The organism is Microcystis protocystis FBCC-A270 (genome assembly GCF_050500235.1).
Taxonomy (GTDB): Bacteria; Cyanobacteriota; Cyanobacteriia; order Cyanobacteriales; family Microcystaceae; genus Microcystis; species Microcystis ichthyoblabe_A.
Genome location: NZ_CP191407.1, coordinates 295,883 through 312,753, shown reverse-complemented (window position 1 = coordinate 312,753; position 16,871 = coordinate 295,883). Strand labels below are relative to the sequence as shown.

The 16,871-nt window shown below is 44.0% G+C and carries 18 protein-coding genes and 1 pseudogene; 11 read left to right on the top strand and 8 right to left on the bottom strand.

Annotated features, from left to right (window positions below):
• Window positions 1–40: 40 nt before the first annotated feature.
• Together tsaE and ACQY1X_RS01510 are read left to right on the top strand one after the other, a co-directional pair.
• Window positions 41–511, top strand: coding sequence for a tRNA (adenosine(37)-N6)-threonylcarbamoyltransferase complex ATPase subunit type 1 TsaE (gene tsaE, locus ACQY1X_RS01515; protein WP_430013827.1), 471 nt, complete (start codon window positions 41–43; stop codon window positions 509–511).
• 361 nt (window positions 512–872) lie between these two features.
• Window positions 873–1,958 carry a tRNA (guanine-N1)-methyltransferase gene (locus ACQY1X_RS01510; protein ID WP_430015299.1) on the top strand — a complete coding sequence of 362 codons (1,086 nt, stop codon included), beginning with the start codon at window positions 873–875 and terminating at the stop codon, window positions 1,956–1,958.
• 4 nt (window positions 1,959–1,962) lie between these two features.
• Here the strand turns inward: ACQY1X_RS01510 and ACQY1X_RS01505 are convergent.
• The 4 genes and pseudogenes from ACQY1X_RS01505 to ftsY form a co-directional block, all read right to left on the bottom strand.
• Window positions 1,963–3,247: pseudogene (locus tag ACQY1X_RS01505) on the bottom strand (DUF3086 domain-containing protein).
• 242 nt (window positions 3,248–3,489) lie between these two features.
• Window positions 3,490–3,906: a DUF3119 family protein gene (locus ACQY1X_RS01500; RefSeq protein ID WP_002751775.1), complete on the bottom strand. Its 417-nt coding sequence runs from the start codon at window positions 3,904–3,906 to the stop codon at window positions 3,490–3,492.
• Between the two features lie 39 nt (window positions 3,907–3,945).
• A complete protein-coding gene (locus ACQY1X_RS01495; RefSeq protein ID WP_430015298.1) occupies window positions 3,946–4,746 on the bottom strand; it encodes a metal ABC transporter ATP-binding protein in 801 nt (266 codons plus the stop codon).
• Window positions 4,747–4,840: 94 nt separating this feature from the next.
• Window positions 4,841–6,175, bottom strand: a complete 1,335-nt coding sequence (gene ftsY, locus ACQY1X_RS01490; protein WP_002751781.1) for a signal recognition particle-docking protein FtsY — start codon at window positions 6,173–6,175, stop codon at window positions 4,841–4,843.
• A gap of 205 nt (window positions 6,176–6,380) precedes the next feature.
• Here ftsY and ACQY1X_RS01485 point away from each other — a divergent pair, with 205 nt between their 5' ends.
• The 4 genes from ACQY1X_RS01485 (at window position 6,381) to ACQY1X_RS01470 (ending at window position 8,144) form a co-directional block, all read left to right on the top strand.
• Window positions 6,381–6,968, top strand: coding sequence for a Uma2 family endonuclease (locus ACQY1X_RS01485; RefSeq protein WP_430015297.1), 588 nt, complete (start codon window positions 6,381–6,383; stop codon window positions 6,966–6,968).
• Window positions 6,969–7,042: 74 nt separating this feature from the next.
• Complete coding sequence (locus ACQY1X_RS01480) at window positions 7,043–7,189, top strand: PCP reductase family protein (protein WP_430015296.1); 147 nt, start codon at window positions 7,043–7,045, stop codon at window positions 7,187–7,189.
• Window positions 7,190–7,269: 80 nt separating this feature from the next.
• A complete protein-coding gene (locus ACQY1X_RS01475) occupies window positions 7,270–7,857 on the top strand; it encodes a Uma2 family endonuclease (RefSeq protein WP_430015295.1) in 588 nt (195 codons plus the stop codon).
• Window positions 7,858–7,958: 101 nt separating this feature from the next.
• Window positions 7,959–8,144, top strand: a complete 186-nt coding sequence (locus tag ACQY1X_RS01470; RefSeq protein WP_002737708.1) for a PCP reductase family protein — start codon at window positions 7,959–7,961, stop codon at window positions 8,142–8,144.
• A 4-nt stretch (window positions 8,145–8,148) separates the two neighbouring features.
• On the opposite strand, the gene moaA is transcribed toward ACQY1X_RS01470, so the two are convergent.
• Window positions 8,149–9,138, bottom strand: coding sequence for a GTP 3',8-cyclase MoaA (gene moaA / locus ACQY1X_RS01465; RefSeq protein WP_002737057.1), 990 nt, complete (start codon window positions 9,136–9,138; stop codon window positions 8,149–8,151).
• A 318-nt stretch (window positions 9,139–9,456) separates the two neighbouring features.
• Between moaA and ACQY1X_RS01460 the strand changes: the two genes are divergently transcribed.
• Window positions 9,457–10,800: a DUF3370 domain-containing protein gene (locus tag ACQY1X_RS01460; protein WP_430015294.1), complete on the top strand. Its 1,344-nt coding sequence runs from the start codon at window positions 9,457–9,459 to the stop codon at window positions 10,798–10,800.
• Window positions 10,801–10,807: 7 nt separating this feature from the next.
• On the opposite strand, the gene ACQY1X_RS01455 is transcribed toward ACQY1X_RS01460, so the two are convergent.
• Genes ACQY1X_RS01455 through ACQY1X_RS01445 form a run of 3 tightly spaced genes read right to left on the bottom strand, consistent with a single transcriptional unit; the run spans window position 10,808 to window position 11,741 of the window.
• Window positions 10,808–11,320 (bottom strand): TolB family protein, encoded by a 513-nt coding sequence (locus tag ACQY1X_RS01455; RefSeq protein WP_004162117.1) that lies wholly within the window; start codon window positions 11,318–11,320, stop codon window positions 10,808–10,810.
• A 23-nt stretch (window positions 11,321–11,343) separates the two neighbouring features.
• Window positions 11,344–11,559: a hypothetical protein gene (locus tag ACQY1X_RS01450; protein WP_002737387.1), complete on the bottom strand. Its 216-nt coding sequence runs from the start codon at window positions 11,557–11,559 to the stop codon at window positions 11,344–11,346.
• Between the two features lie 32 nt (window positions 11,560–11,591).
• Complete coding sequence (locus ACQY1X_RS01445; RefSeq protein WP_172963149.1) at window positions 11,592–11,741, bottom strand: hypothetical protein; 150 nt, start codon at window positions 11,739–11,741, stop codon at window positions 11,592–11,594.
• A 297-nt stretch (window positions 11,742–12,038) separates the two neighbouring features.
• On the opposite strand from ACQY1X_RS01445, the gene ACQY1X_RS01440 reads away from it, so the two are divergent.
• From ACQY1X_RS01440 to ACQY1X_RS01425, 4 genes are all read left to right on the top strand, one after another.
• Window positions 12,039–13,796, top strand: a complete 1,758-nt coding sequence (locus ACQY1X_RS01440) for a hypothetical protein (protein ID WP_430013822.1) — start codon at window positions 12,039–12,041, stop codon at window positions 13,794–13,796.
• Window positions 13,754–14,722: a DUF1822 family protein gene (locus tag ACQY1X_RS01435; protein ID WP_430013821.1), complete on the top strand. Its 969-nt coding sequence runs from the start codon at window positions 13,754–13,756 to the stop codon at window positions 14,720–14,722. The genes ACQY1X_RS01440 and ACQY1X_RS01435 overlap by 43 nt, the downstream gene beginning before the upstream one ends.
• 63 nt (window positions 14,723–14,785) lie before the next feature.
• Complete coding sequence (locus ACQY1X_RS01430; protein ID WP_430013820.1) at window positions 14,786–15,103, top strand: DUF433 domain-containing protein; 318 nt, start codon at window positions 14,786–14,788, stop codon at window positions 15,101–15,103.
• A gap of 31 nt (window positions 15,104–15,134) precedes the next feature.
• A complete protein-coding gene (locus ACQY1X_RS01425; RefSeq protein ID WP_287231552.1) occupies window positions 15,135–16,826 on the top strand; it encodes a CHAT domain-containing protein in 1,692 nt (563 codons plus the stop codon).
• The last annotated feature ends 45 nt before the right edge of the window (window positions 16,827–16,871 follow it).

Sequence of the window (16,871 nt, the reverse complement as noted above, 5' to 3'; positions counted from 1 at the left end):
TATTAGAATCAGTGGTTAATTGGCATCCTAGCGGAAAAAAATGATTATCGACTTACCCGATCGAGAAGCTACTGTCAATTTAGGGGAAAAACTGGGGCAAACCTTGGCCTCCGGCAGTGTAATTTTATTAAAAGGCGATTTGGGAGCGGGAAAAACCACCTTAGTACAGGGAATTGGCTTAGGATTGGGTATTCAAGAGCCTATAGCTAGTCCTACCTTCACCCTCGTTAACGAGTATAGCGAAGGCCGCCTTCCTTTGTATCATTTGGATTTGTATCGTTTGCAGGGTCAAGATATCGAGGCGCTGTACCTAGAAAATTATTGGCAGGGAATCGAGGTAGATTTAGGGATAGTGGCGATCGAATGGTCGGAACGTTTAACTTTTTTGCCGGAAAATTATCTAGAGATTACTTTACTCGATCGAGGCGAGCAGGGACGACGAGCGCTGCTCAATTTTGTCGGTGGGGAGGAAAAAAATAGCGACCCCACAGGAATCGCTATCAGCACTTGACTTTTGAAGCAATCAAACTTTAGCCGTAACTCTGGGCATCTAAGATAGATGTTGGGTTCGATCCCCCCTTAATCCCCCCTTGATAAGGGGGGAACTGATAGTTTTTAACATCTAACTACTTATAAGATGTAAAAAAATAACTGTTTTTTTACCTTTAATTTGCCCTTCCCACGGGGAAACTATCAGCTTTTCAGGGATATAATACTAAAAAAATCGGCAATTTCTGCTAATTTCACACTATCTTTAGATTTATCCTCTATCTTGATGTCTGATCGGTTTTGGCAGTGGTTGACCCTTTTCGCTACTAGGGAATTGTGGAAAGAAAAAAAGTAGCGATCGAGTGCTAATTATGAGATGAGCGATGCAGGAAGAAAAAGCGATATTTAATATCAACAATACTTTCTATAGACCAGATAGTAAAATCGTCCGAGATTTAGGAGTTTTAGGGGCGGCAATTGCCCAAAAAGAGCGGGGCAGTTTGCGCGTTTTAGAAGTAATGAGCGGCTCTGGTGTGCGAGCGCTCAGGTATTGGTTAGAAAGTGGTGCGGATTGGCTGTGGGTTAATGATGGAAATCCAGAAATTAAGCCAACTTTAGACGCTAACTTAGAGAGTTTATTACAACAGAAACAAGGGAAAATAACCTATAAATCTGCTCAAGAAGTTCTCCTAGAATGTTATCTTGAAAAAGACCATTATGATCTAGTTGATATTGATGCTTTTGGTTCCCCTGCATCTCTGTTTAGTGCTATTCCTTTAGCCACTAAAATCGGTGGTTTAATTTATCTGACTAATACCGATGGACGAACGCTGACGGGTCATAATCTAGAAAATAGTTTAGCTGATTATGGAGCATCTGCTCGCAATCATCCGGCTGCCCACGAACAGGGATTAAGATTAATTATCGCCGGTTTGCAATTAGAATCGGCCCGGTTAGGTTTAGGAATTACGCCGGTTTTTTCCTTCTTTTTTGGTCAAAGTTATCGGGTGATGGTGCGGTTAACGGCTAATAGACAATTAAATAGTCATAACTACGGTTTTCTCGGTTATTGTCATAGCTGCGGAGAATATCAATCAGTGCCTTGGCCGAAGTTAGGCAAGATAGTTTGTTCTGGGGACGGACAACCTTTAACCTTAACCGGACCTTTGTGGTTAGGCAGTTTACACGATCGTTTTTATCTAGAAAAAATGGCAGATTTAGCCGATCAATGGCAGTGGAAAAAGGTAGTTAAATTGTTAGAAATAATGAGGGAAGAAAACGATTTTCCTCCCTATTTTTATAGCTTTCGGGAAATTGGTAGAAGGGGCAAATTAGATCTACCTAAAAGGGAAGATTTAATTGCAGCTCTCCTAGAACAAGGTTATCGAGCTGCTGCCACCCATATTAACCCGCAAGCGGTGAAAACTAACGCTTCTTTAGCCCAATGTATCGCAATACTCAAGGACTAATTAGTTAATACCAATAACTAGAACTTTGTTGGGGTTCAGGGGCAAAAGCTAACCAGTAGGGGAATTGTAAAAGAGCGAAATTCAGCCGTTCTTCGGTATCATCGATGATAATGAGCGGTGAATACTTATCGTCGATTAAACGTTCCGCTTTTTGAATTAAAGCTTCGGGAGACTCAAAGAGAACGATGCCGCGGTCAGGTCCAAAATCGGCGCGGGAAATGCCGAGACAATCTTGGAGACCGCGCCGCCATTCGCCTAAACGTTCGGGACTATTAGCCAGAACGAGAGAACGGAAGCGATCGCCCTGTAATTCCGCCATAATCGAGATAATTGCCGAAGCGACCAGAATATTCTGGAGACGGCTGCCCATACCGCGAACAGTACCCCGGCCCCCCCTGTTTAAAGAACCACTGTTGCACCCGTTCGGCGTGAATTGGTTCAAAAGTGCGCCGTAATTGCCAAGGGGGACCGTAATAGTCAGGACGACTGCGATAACGGTCTAAAAGAGTTTGGATGCGCTGATTTTGCTCAGAAAAGCCCTGTCTAGGGGTGGATTGCCCCACCGGTTCCGATTCATAACCCGAACGATTAGAACGACGGGGTTCTTGCCAATTATCCCGGCCCTGGTTACTGGTACGGGGGGGACGGGGAATTTCTCCGCGATCATCCCGGCCTTGACTGCCACGGGATGGACGGGGGTTTTCCTCTCGTTCGGTCCGCTGGGGAGGTTCCACAGGTCGGGGGGATTTTTCGGGGGTTTCAAAACGGGGTAATTCCAACTGTTCGGCAGCCGCGGCCAAATCCTGTAAACTGCCCACCAGATAGTCTTTAAATCCCTGAACCCGCACGGCTAGATCCTGGGAGACTCCGGCGAAATTACTCCGCATTTCCTGTCGAATCCGCTCACGACGGCGTTCTAACTGTTCGATCGCCACTTCTAAAGCCTGTTTGCGTTGTTCTAGGTCTTTTACGCCCTCCTTGAGCATTCTTTCGATTTGAGCTTTGATATCCCCCAATTCCTCGGCGATCAAGCGTTCTTTTTCCGCTTTTAATGCCGAGATTTCTGCCGCTAGGCTCTGTTTTTGCCGTTCTAGAGCCTCGATTTCTGCTCGTAGGGGTTCCGCCTGCGCTGCGGGAACTAATTCGCCTTCGGGGGCGGTTTCCGATGGCAGGGGATTCTCTACTGGGCGATCGTTCCAGAGATCATCAAAACTAAATTCTTCGACAGATTCATTGGGTAAGTCTGTCATTTTGTCAAGGGGTAAAACATTAAAATCTTCTGAATTCATCGGCTTTAGAAATGCAGAGCGAACAAAGGGCCAAGGCAGGCAATTAAGTAAGTGGTTCTAATTAATAGACGATATATCTTGCCTTCGATCCCCCCTGTCCCCCTTAATAAGGGGGGTGCCGATAGGCGGGGGATCCCCCCTGCCCCCCTTAATAAGGGGGGTGCCGATAGGCGGGGGATCTGACAATTTTTAACACCTACCTACTTAAGACGCTATTAGCCAGATTTTATTTTATCTCAATCTTAGTTCGCTTCTGAGTCGATCGCTTGCGATGCTGCTAAAGGATAGTATTTTTCGAGGCACAGTCTCAGGGTTGCGCTGTCAAAGATAATGGGCAAAAAATGAATGCTGTTAATTTCTTTGAAATAAAATAGTATCGGGACTTTATTCCAGAAAATTCGCCAATTTTGCCATTCTTGGTAGGGAAAGGAGCGAATTTGTTGCCCGGACAGATAGACATCTAAGGAAGTGGGGGTAAACTGGAGACGAATGCGGGTAGTCTGGAACATCAAGAATAGCCCTAACAGGGAGAAAATTATGCCGAGCCAGACCTGTAAAAAGAGTAAAGGCAGCGATAAAATTACCAAAAACAGGGGAATTCGATAGTTAGGAGCCAGTTCGATCGTTCCTGTTACTTCTTGCGGGGAAATAGTTGTCATCGGTGTCCCTATCGGCAGTCAGCCAAAATATCTTCGCTTCTAGTTTATCGCATTGTTTTTCGAGAAGCGATCGAGATAATCGAGACTCGATCGGCGATGATCTGGTGGTGTCATGGCATCATAGAAGGAGACTTTACCCCCATAGGCACGCCGGAGATTAAAATCGGTTAAGACCTTAGCTCGTTGATCGGCGAGGATCAATTCTTTATTTAAGAGGATTAAATCAGCAAAATGGGTGATAGATTCGCCTAAATCATGGTTAACCACCAGGACAATTTTATTTTCTTGGGCTAACTCACCAAAGATATTAAAAAGAACCCCCTCGGTTTTTTGATCTACCCCAACGAAAGGTTCATCAAAACAGAAAATCTCCGCTTCTTGGGCCAAAGATCTGGCTAAAAAGACTCTTTGCTGTTGTCCCCCCGACAACTGACCGAGGGGACGATGGCGCAAATCAGCCATTTCCACCCGTTCTAGGGCATTTAAAGCCCGTTGACGACTAATGTGGGAAAAAGGACGAAACCAACCCGTTTTTCTGACTCTCCCCATCATTACCACATCCCAAGCGGTGACGGGATAGGTCCAGTCGATTTGAGATCTTTGGGGAACATAAGCGACTTTATCCAGTTGTTGCTGTAGAGATTGCCCTTGATAGTTAACGCTTCCCTGTTGTACGGGAATTAATCCTAGCATGGCTTTGATCAGGGTACTTTTGCCCGCACCGTTGGGACCAATAATACCGGTTAATCGTCCTGGATAAATTTTCAGGGTGATATCCCGTAGGGCCTCCACGCCGCGATAATATACTCCTAGATGACTAACTGTAATTGTCGTTTGCATAGTTGTTACCCTGAGTCTCCATTTCTAGCATAGCTAAAAATGAGACAATTATGAAGCAACCATGAAAAGATTATGAAAGATAGGCGGGGTGAGATTAATCGCCACTTAGTAAAGCTTCCACGAATTCGTAACTGGAAAAGGGCCGCAGATCCTCGATTCCTTCCCCAGCGCCAACAAAGCGAATCGGTAGGTTAAGCTGACGCGCTACGGCAAGGGCAACACCCCCTTTAGCTGTACCATCGATTTTAGTCAGGATCACGCCGCTTAATTGGGCAGCTTCCGAGAAAACCTCTGCCTGTCGCAGCCCGTTTTGTCCTAAAGTGGCATCGAGAACTAGAAGCGATTCCACCACAGCACTCTCGGCTTTTTTGTCGATAATGCGGCGAATTTTGCTTAATTCTGCCATTAAGTTCTTTTTATTCTGCAATCTTCCCGCCGTATCTACTAAGAGTAATTCTATCTCCCTGGATTTAGCGGCTTCGATGCCATCGTACACCACGGCGGCCGGATCGGTATTTTTGCCCGGGTTGGCAATGACTTCGACTTGCGATCGCTCTCCCCAAACTTTCACCTGTTCCACGGCAGCAGCGCGAAAGGTGTCGGCAGCGGCGATCATACAGCTATAGCCAGATTGTTTAGATAAATGGGCTAATTTGCCGATAGTCGTCGTTTTACCGACTCCGTTAACTCCTGTGAGCATCCAGATATTTAATTTACCTTTTTCTGGCTCAAAACCGGGGTTGCTATAATTGGCTAAAGGTGCATCTAAAATCTCGCGGATAATTTCTTTGAGATATTCGATCGCTTTTTCGGGGGGCAGAGCTTCCTGTTTTAGCTTATTTTGGAGGGTAGTGATAATATAATCGGTGGCATCTACCCCCACATCGGCCTGAAGCAATAAAGCTTCGATTTCCTCCACCGCGTCTTGATTGAGGGGACCCTGACCGACCACGGCCTTAAGCTGATTGACCAAGCTGCGGCGCGTTTTGCCTAAACCCTGACGCAATTTTTTTAACCAGGTGATTTCTTCTTCTGAAACGTCCTCTGCTTGTCGTCCCTGATTGGCTAAAACTTTGGCCGACCAGATAAAATCTTCATCCGGTTCTGTGGGAGTTTCGATGGCGGTTTCTTTGAGAATTTCGAGGCGATCAGATTTTTTCAGCCATGCGGGGGTATTATCCTCGGTTTCTTCTTCTTTAACTGGTTCTTCCTCTTGCGGAGGTTCCGTTTCAGCAATAGATGTTTCAGGGGTTTCGCTCACGACGGCCTCGGCCGTGGCTTTTTTCTCTTGAATATTTTTAAAGGCTTTTTTGGCCCAATCTAAATACTCTTCCTGACTGGTTGCCTCGCTGGGGGTTTCCTCTACGGGTGCGGGGGGTGCTTGTTCTTGTTCGGGTTGGACTTTCTGACGACGGAACCAGTTAAACATAGGAGAAACTAAACATAAAACTATTTATCTAGTTTATTTTAACCTTTGAAGTGAGCAATTTTGATAGTTAGATTTTTAATTGTGGATTTCTCAGCATTTTTTGCTAGAGATTAAGGAAAAAATGATAACCTTGCTCAAGGATAACTTTATCTCTTTTTAGGGAAATGCTGTATCCTAGAAAATAGAATAGGAAGGAGAATCAAAAATGTTAAGCACTACCGAAACTAAATATTATACTCCCGAAGAATATCTCGCTCTGGAGGAAACGTCCGAAGATAAAAATGAATATCGTCAAGGAGAAATTATCCCAATGGTAGGAGCAACAACTAATCACAATCAGATTTGTCTAAATTTTTGCCGTAATTTTCCCTTAAATATCAATAATCAAGATTATTATACCTACATGGAAACGGTGCGTTTATGGCTGTCAGATTATAGTATTTACACCTATCCCGATGTGATGGTGATTAAAGGTCAACCTCTCTATCAAGGGAATAGTCAATCTAACGTAATCAATCCTTTAATTATTATCGAAGTTCTCTCCAATTCTACCCAAGCTTATGATCGAGGGGATAAGTTTAAATTCTATCGTTCCTTGCCAACTTTTCAAGAATATATTCTGATCGAACAATCTAGTTATAGTGTGGAACGTTACTATAAACAAAAGGATGATCAATGGTTAATTGATTTCGTCATGGGGGAAAATGCGGTTTTACAATTGGTGTCGGTGGATTGGCAGATTTCTTTGCAAGATTTATATCAAAGAGTCAATTTCGACCTAGCAGAAACCTAAAATTAAAAGAAAGGTGAAAAAGAGTCGCTGTCAAGAGAATCATTATCTCAAAACGGACTACTATTGTTAAATCTATGGAAGCTCTAGATTTTTCCGATCAACTACAATGGACTGCAGAAGCAAAAGCAAAACTGAAAAATATTCCCTATTTTGTCCGTTCCCAAGCGCGTCAAAGGATTTCTGAGATATTGAAAATACACTTTTTCGAGCAAGTCAATTGATAACCTTGCTCAAGGATAACTTTATCTCTTTTTAGGGAAATGCTGTATCCTAGAAAATAGAATAGGAAGGAGAGTCAAAAATGTTAACCACTACCGAAACTAAATATTATACTCCCGAAGAATATCTCGCTCTGGAGGAAACGTCCGAAGATAAAAATGAATATCGTCAAGGAGAAATTATCCCAATGGTAGGAGCTACCACTAATCACAATCAGATTGCTGGAAACTTCTATCGAAGATTTCCTCTGACTATCAATAATCAAGATTATTATACCTACATGGAAACGGTGCGTTTATGGCTGTCAGATTATAGCATTTACACCTATCCCGATGTGATGGTGATTAAAGGTCAACCTCTCTATCAAGGGAATAGTCAATCTAACGTGATCAATCCTTTAATTATTGTCGAAGTTCTCTCTAATTCTACCCAATCTTATGACCGAGGGGATAAGTTTAAATTCTATCGTTCCTTGCCAACTTTTCAGGAATATATTCTGATTGAACAATCTAGTTATAGTGTGGAACGTTACTATAAACAAAAGGATGATCAATGGTTAATTGATTTCGTCATGGGGGAAAATGCGGTTTTACAATTGGTGTCGGTGGATTGGCAGATTTCTTTGCAAGATTTATATCAAAGAGTAAATTTTGACCTAGCAGAAACCTAAAATTAAAAGAAAGGTGAAAAAGACTCGCTGTTAAGAAAATCGTTATCTCAAAATAGCTCATCTTTTTTGGTATAATAGACGGACTACTATATGTTAAATCTATGGACGCTCTAGATTTTTCCGATCAACTACAATGGACTGCAGAAGCAAAAGCAAAACTGAAAAATATTCCCTATTTTGTTCGTTCCCAAGCGCGTCAAAGGATAGAAGAATTAGCTCGTCATGCCGGTTCCGATCGAGTTACCGTGGAAATGGTAGAACAGGCTAGAATAGAATTCGGACAGTAGATTTTTAGCCGCCAATTTGGGACATAGTACGGGTATAAATGCCGCTTGATGTGCCGGAATCACGCAGTTTAAAGTTTATTTCTGCCTTCAGTTCTATTAATTCCCGCACTCTTTCCCTGATTTCTACCGGCGAAATTCCCTGACGGAGGGCAGTTTTTAGGTCAATTTGTCCGGTTTCGTTGAGGAGACAGGGACGCAACCAACCATCGGCCGAGAGACGTAGGCGGTTGCAGCGATCGCAAAAACATTCCGACATCTGACTAATAAAGCCGATTGTACCCTTAGCCCCTGGAATTTGAAAAACATCGGCTGGACCATTTCCCCGCACTTGACCCTCATTTAAGCCCCATTTTGCCCGAATTCGCCCCCTTAATTCCTCGCTCGCAATCCAAGCTTTTTCTTGAAATAAATCACCGTTACCGATGGGCATAAACTCGATAAAACGGACGTGCCAACGCTTCTCGATGGTCAAAGCCGCTAAATCTTCCACTTCTGCCTCATTTATCCCCGGAATTACCACCACATTCAATTTTAAGGGGTCAAAACCCACTCTCTGGGCTGCTTGAATACCTGCCCAAGTTTTTTGCCAACGACTCCGGCCGCGATTACCGATAATTTTATCGAAAGTGTCGGGGTCGAGGGAGTCTAAACTGATATTAATCCGTCTTAGTCCAGCGTCATACAACATTTCGGCTAAATTGTCAAGTAAATAGCCGTTAGTGGTCAAGGCTAAATCGCTAGTAGCAGATAAAGATGCGATATCGCGCACAATCTCCACTACTTCGGGATGTAAGAGAGGTTCCCCACCAGTAAGGCGAAATTTGCGGAAACCAAGGGGAATAAAGACATTTTTGACTAAAGTAAGAATTTCCTCCCGGGTGAGTAAGTCTTGCGGTCGAACATAGGCCAATTCTGCATCTTCAGGCAGACAATACTGACAGCGAAAGTTACAGCGATCGATTAAACTAATCCTGAGATAGTCAATTTGGTTCATGTTCACGGGGAAATACTGTTATAAAACTTCATGAATTTATCATAACAATTCTGGCTCGATCGATATCTAGACATCGGGACAAGTTTCCAGAAAACCACGGTAACATCTAGATATTAGTCTATGATGACAATAGATTTGCTCAATGGCAAGGGCAAATAACGATTGGGAAATTTGATAATTTTTCTTGATTGTACTTAACCAAAAATGTCAGCTAACACCAGAAAGAAATATTAAACAATCCTCTAGATATGGACAAACAGAATACTATCTAAATTGAGCGAGCCAATAATGCTATGATCAAAAATTAATTATCTTGAGATGGTAATTTCTGTGATGTTACCTTTTTTACTACCCATTGCCCAAACTCCTCCTATTGTAGAAATAATTCGACCGGTGCAGGTGCGTCCTTTACCGAATCAACTAGATCAAGTTCCCGTTTTTAATAGTAATAGTCCCGAATTATTGTTAGGAGAAGGGATTTTGCTTTCGACTTTTCCCCCTCAAGAGAAAAGTTTTCCCTCGGCCCATTTAAATTATGCTTTTCAGGGACGCTTTGATATTTTTGCCCACCATGTAGCGAGGGGGAGTTTTCCCGATAATTTACGCACCCTTTATTTGGGGATATTACTCCACAATCCCAGTCCTAATCCCGTGACCGTTAAAATTCTGCAAGGAGCTAGTTATTTGAGTCAACCCGATGCAGCTTTTATCGATTTACCCGCACAAGTGGAAAATAATCAGGGGACGGTTTTTGCCGGGCCGGGAAGTCGGGTAATGGGGGATATTTTAATGGGGCAGCGTCAGGATATTTTTCCCGATAGGATTATTATTCCCCCTGGGGAGAGTTTTATGGTCTTAAATGCGGCGATTCCCGTGCGCGATTTGACTCCCCCTTTAAACGGTAGGTCCACTTATCTCCGTCTGGAAAGTGACGGTCTTCTCTACGCTGCTAGTTTAGCTCTTTATGCACCCCTAGACGAAAATGGGCAGGAAAGACCCCCAAATCTGACAGAGTGGCAAAATTTGCTAGAAAAAGGCGATTTATCGACTCCGCGGGATCGAGCGCCCACTCCTCCCCATAGTCAAGGACAGATAATTTATGGACGGGTAGCGGGGGTGTCCCAAGGTTCAGCTTGGCCAGCCCGATTGGTCGATCGAGCTTTTTTATGGTTAAATATTCCTGATTCTGGTCAATCTATAGCCTATGGGATTAGCACCCTACCCGGGGGCAAATTGGGAACGGAACAAAATCAAAGTGCTAGTATGTTAGTTCGCTATCCCGATACGGCCTATCAAGCTCATGGTAATTACGGTGTGGAATATCGGTTAAGTTTACCTCTATTTAATCGAAGTGATGAGGCGAAAACGGTGACTATTGCGCTAGAAACACCGATTAAAGAGGATGTTATTGGGCAGGGTTTGCGTTTTCTCGATCCGGCTGCCCCACAAGTGTTTTTTCGGGGAACAGTAGCCGTCAATTATAGCGATGACCAAGGACAGGTACAAAGCAGATTTTTCCATCTCGTCCAAAGACGCGGACAAGAGGGGCAATCTTTAGTGACTCTGACTATTCCTCCGGGGGATTGGCGTGTAGTACAGGTAAATTTTTTATATCCACCAGATGCGACCCCTCCACAGGTTTTAACGATTAAGACCGAGTAGAACAAATTTAAAATTGTCCGTTAACGATCGCAATATTCCATTGACCGTCTTGGTTGGTTTCAAAGGCAATTTGGCGACCATCACCGCTAATGGTGGGATTGCGGACGCTTCCCCGCAGGTTAGCGGTTAATAGGGTTGCACGGGACTGGGAACGATCATAAACCATGACATCACTTTTACCGCGTTCGCTGGAGATATAGGCAATTAAACGACCGTCAGCATTCAGAGATGGCTGATCTTGGCTAGAATCGCCACGATTTAGGTTAGGAAGATTAACTAAGCGCTTTTCTTGCAGATCGAATAGATATATACTACGACGACCGGAGCGATCGGAAGCGAAGGCTAAATAGCGACCATCAGCACTATAACTGGGGAATTGATCGGGAGCAAAACTATTTAAACCACTGGCGGGAACTTGGGGAGTGATCAAGAGAGGGGAATTACAGCCACTTATCCCCGATAACAGCCCAAAAGAGGCCAAAAATCGCCCCAGCCAGACAAAAAAAATTTTTTCTTTCATCTTGACTTTTGACCCCAAATGTGCTAGTAACTTTCTTCCTTGCCGACGGTTTTGAGGGTAAGTAGTTGATTGCCTTGACTGAGACTATCGGCGATCGCTTCTCGAATCGGTAGGTCAATACTGGTTTCAGCGAGGATTTCTTGGGCTTTTTGCCGCAAATCTGCCCCGGTATCGGCATCTACTTGGTCTAGATCGAGTAATTCCTGCGATAGCTGTTCGATCGAATTCGGGTTAGTCATAGCTCAGGCTCCCAACAAGCTTAATTACACTTTTATTGTATTGTAAAGAATAAGGCTTCTGTTTGTTTTTGATTTTTCTCAGCGATTAAGGGATTTTGACAAGCAATTAACCTTTCTGATGGATAATCTTCACTCTCAAATTCCACTAAGTTCACTCGATCGAATAATACTAATTGAATCACTATACACGGCCGCCATTTTAGCCTAAACTTCCCCCATTTGTCTATTTAAGGAATATTACAATAAACACGGGGTATATAAAGAAAAGTTAATGGGTTTATCCATTGATGGATAAGGGTTTTCGGCTATTGTAGTAGATATGTATGGGGTGGGAAGTTCAGCAATACTACCCAATCAGCACCCTCAAGTCTGGCGGTTTAGTGGAAGAGCAGTTTATTGTCCGCATGGCAAGAGGAAAGGCTAGAATTAGAGAAGATTTTAGACTTTAATAGCAATTACATTTTCTAAGTAGTACGGCTATGAGCATCAGCGATCCCACTAGCCAAAAAGCCTCGTTAACTCAGCTAAATCGCGCTCTCCGGCACTTTACCGACCGACACGAGTTAACCTTGCGATTTGCAGAATATCTCAACGATGACGAGCTTGACCCCCATAAAATCCTATTCTTCTATGGGGATGGTGGCAATGGCAAGTCGCTGCTGCTGAAATTCTTATTGGAAAATTGTTGCAAGCGCTTTCCTTTAGAAACTTGGACAGAACTTAAAACCAAAACCCATCCTGAAATTGTTGAGTTTATTAAGACAATTACTGACTGGGAAAGTGACTTTCAATTTGTGCCAGCCACACTGTTGGATTTTGAATCCCCAGCCAGGTCATCGCGACCAGAACAACCTCAAGAAGCCTTTGACGGGCTACTGATTTTGCATAATCAGTTAATAACCAATGCTGTTCGCTTGGGATATAAACTCTCTTTTCCGCTCTATGAATTTTCTTGCATCTGGCATTTAAAACAGACAGGAAAACTCACGAATGAAACTGATATAACTAAGTGGTTTCCTTCACAAGAGTTATTTGTAGTTGGTGGGATTATTAACACAATTAAAACGATCGCTCAGGAGAACAAAGACTTGGCGGCCATACTAGGCTTGCCCGGTACCTTAGCGACACTAACAGCCAGCACGTTGAATCTCATAGCAAAACATTTGGGTAAGGACTTGAATCGTTACCTAAATGGTCGAGGACTCCAGAAAAAAGATTTTCAACGGATCACCGAGTTAGACCCCGATACGGAATTGATTGTTGCTTTACCTAACTTTTTTGCGGAAGATCTCAAGGTCGCCATGCAAAGAGAGGGCGCTCCTGAAAAACTGGTGCTGTTTTTCGACACCCACGAAGCCTTTTGGGGAGAAGGGCGCAATCAAGGAAGTGCCAGATTTTTCAAGCAGGATGAATGGCTGCGGTGTCTGTTGTCGCAGTTGTTGGAGTTGCCCCAAATTGTCATCGTCATGGCAGGACGGGAAATTCCCCAGTGGCATCGAGCCAGCTATTGTTCAATTACAGCGGACAAGTTAGAGTGCAGGCAAGTGTTCAACTTTCAAGTAACCGATGCCCTCGACTACCTACAAAGAGTAGGAATTGAGGATACCCAAGTGCAGCAGAGCTTGATTGCCTATAGTAGTTTTGATGGCGATTCCGTTCATCCTCTCTTGCTGGGGCTATGCGCGGATTTAGTCAGGATGGCGCCAGAAAAAAAAGAAGCCTTTACCGCCGCCGACTTTCAATCCGTTTCCGAGACAGGAGAGGGATTTAATCGGAAATTAGGGATTTTGGTAGAAAGACTCCTGAAATACACGGACAGGGTGTTGGAAGATGCGGTTTATGTCTTGAGTGCCTGTCGAGCCTTTAATGAAGACCTTTACTTTCATCTGGGCGAATCCTTGAAATGCAATCCCTCCCATGCTGCCTTTGACTCGCTCCTCAGTTTTTCCTTCGTCTGGCAGGCAGAGCAACAAGGTGAAGGGTGGTATCGTCTTCATCCCTTCATCCGTCGTTTCAACCACGAGCAGAAGCGGGAGCGAACCCAGGCTGCCCATCAGGTCTTGGAGCGGTACTATCGAGAAAGGGGCAATCTGGCTGAAGCTCTCTATCATGCTTACTGGCAAGAACCTCTGAGAGCAAAAGAGGAGTGGATCGAAGTTTTTGGAAAAGCCAACCAACAGGAGGACAATGAACTATGTCAGGCACTAGCGGAAATCAAGAAAGAAATTCCTTTCTAGACGGTCAAATTGCCCAATTAATCGGGGATTATCTAACTCGCTTGCAGCGATATGAGGAAGCTAGGGAGGAATACCAAGAAGCTAGTGAAGGGTATGAAAATATCTCTCCCGCTTCCCCGGACTTTGAGACAGCCCAAAATAACCAAAAAGTAGTTCTGGGAAAACTTAATCGCTTACCAGAGCGGCAGAAATCCAGTCAAGACTACCGTTTAGAAAAGCTCTTTGCTGTTGAAAAGGAACAATCTCGTTCAGTTTCCTTAAAAAGCCGAGTCAATTTGAGCCAATGGTTACAAAATGTTTTTGAGGAAAGCTGGCAGACGATTGAACAGCTTTTTGCACCTGGAGAACCCTGTTTTGCCTATGCTTATGCCTTACGCGAGCGCGGGGCTGATTTTATGGATTCCAAGACGGTTCGCGATTTAATTGAGACGATTTATACCAGTCAGGAGGAGCATCGCCGCAGACAAGCAGCACTGCGCTTGGGAGAGATGGGAACTGCATCTTCTGAGGTATTGGCGGCTCTGACTCACTTGCTGGGGGTAACTCAGGATGAAGAAACCCGTTGGAGTGCGGCAGAGAGTTTATGGCGGCTCGCTCCGCATAACTTGGCAGGTGGGTTGAGGAGAGTTAAAGATTTAGGAATGCTGATCGGGGAACACCCAGTGACTCTAATGGTGGCTGTCTTGCCTAAAACTGACCAAATGATAGCGGTTCTCCTCAGGGTCTATCCGATGCGAAACCAGAAATATTTGCCTGCCCACTTACAATTAGTGGTGCTGGATGAGGCTGGGAAAACCTTTTTGGAAACTGAGGCAAGAGAACTGGACAATTACATCCAACTCAAGTTTAGTGGTTCACCGGGAGAACAGTTCAGTGTCAGGGTGGGACTGGGAGAGGCAAATATTACCGAAGATTTTACCCTCTAGCAGAACTTTCCCCCTGAGAAATTGCTAGGAACTAAAGTACAAGTAAACGGAGAAAGTTTAATCATGAAAACCGCACTAACCGAATACAAGCATATTCAAATAGACGAACGCGGGATACCAATCATTGCAAGCTCGACAATGAAGGTGATTGATCTGGTGATGGCTCAGATGGCTTACGGTTGGACTCCTGAAGAAATTCAAATCAACCATCGCCATTTGAGTATGAGTCAGATTCACTCAGCCTTCGCCTACTATTGGGATCATAAAGAAGAATTGGACGGGGCGATCGCTGCCGATCTGGAATATGCCCAAAAAATGCGGCACTCAGCGATCGAGTCGCCTTTTGTGGCCAGACTTAAAACACAAGGAATTCTCAAGTGAGCCTCAAACTTTATTACGACAGGTGGTAGCGATGGCTAAGTTAGTGACTGTTAAATTGGGAGAAGGCAACTGGGAACAGGGATTTCCCGTTATCCTGCAAATTGCTGAGGAAGGCTCCCCTCCTTCGATCGAAGTTACAGGTAGATTGCCAAGCGCTCCGGAAATTCCCCAAAACTATGACCAATGGCAGTCTAGTTATAGACATTTGCCTGTTGTTGTCAGGCTAACAGCACCTGCTACCCAAATTACCAATGTTTCCACTACTGCCGACTGTCGCCAGACCCTTCAAACTTTGCAAGATAGCCTCAAACGCTGGCTGAACTCCGAGTCGTTTCGTCCAGTGAGAGAGCGTCTGTTAGAGAATTTGAACCGTTCCGAACCCATTCGCTTCATCATTCAAGCTGGGGATGGCTATTTGCGGCGGCTACCTTGGAATTTGATTGAGTTCTTTGACCATTATCCCAAGTCAGAGGTTGCGATCGCCGCTCCTGTCTTTGAAAAAATTGTTAGCCCACCTTCCCCCACCAAAAGGCTGAGAATCTTGGCAATTTTAGGCAATAGCGAGGGCATTGACGTGACGGCAGATAGACGCTTCTTGGAGAATTTGCCAGGGGCTGAGACGGTTTTTTTGGTAGAACCGCCTCGACAAAAGATTAGCGAACAACTTTGGGAACAACACTGGGACATCCTTTTTTTTGCCGGACACAGCCATACGGAAGGGGAAGTGGGGCGCATTTATATTAATCAAAGGGAAAGTTTGACTATCGGTGAGTTAAAACATGGTTTGAGGACAGCGATCGAAGGGGGGTTACAGTTAGCCATTTTTAACTCTTGTGATGGGTTAGGGTTGGCCAAGGAATTGGAGAATTTGCAAATTCCTCAAGCGATCGTCATGCGAGAACCTGTACCCGATAAGGTGGCACAGGAGTTTTTAAAGCATTTTCTCAAGGCATTTTCTAGGGGTAAATCTTTGTATTTGTCGGTGCGGACGGCGAGAGAACGTCTAGCTGAAGAAGGATTAGATACGGAACTGCCGGGGGTGATGGGGCTGCCCGTTATTTGTCAAAATCCTGCTGCCGTTCCTATAATTTGGCAAACTCAGAAGAGGCTGCCTATCCGTTTTTGGATAGCACTTCCCTTTGTTTTTGCCGCTTCGATGGCACTGGTGTTTATTATACCTAGCATTATCTCAATGTCAAATCACAATGAAAATTCACCTCCAAATCGACCGCCAGAAATTGAAACCTATCAATTCCACAAGTACGGAATTTCAATAAAATATCCCCGTAACTGGCAATTACAAGAGGGAAAAGGCGACCTAGAAGGATCAGGAATTTTTGTCAAATTTTCACCAGATAAAAACGATTTATCCTCTTTTCCTCCTCGCCTTACTATTAGCCTAGACGAATATTTGATTGGTCCACCTATGTTAGACGATTATGTGAATGACACTATCTCTAAAATAATAAATCAACAAAACTCCAGCATTATTCTTAGGTCTGAGCAGACGACCTTAGCGAATAATCAAGCTCATCTCATTGAGTATACTTGGCAAGATGATCTAGGTTTTCAGTTGAAATCTTTACAGTTCTTAATGATAAAAGGAGAAAAAATTTACAGAATCACCTACACGGCGGAAAATAAAGAATTTCCTGAGTTTTTGCCGCTTGTAACAAAGGTTATGATTAATTCATTCCAAGTTGAACTGAATCCAAATCTCTAGCAAAATATGAGGAGAAAAATCAATTTTGATAACAGGTCTACAGAT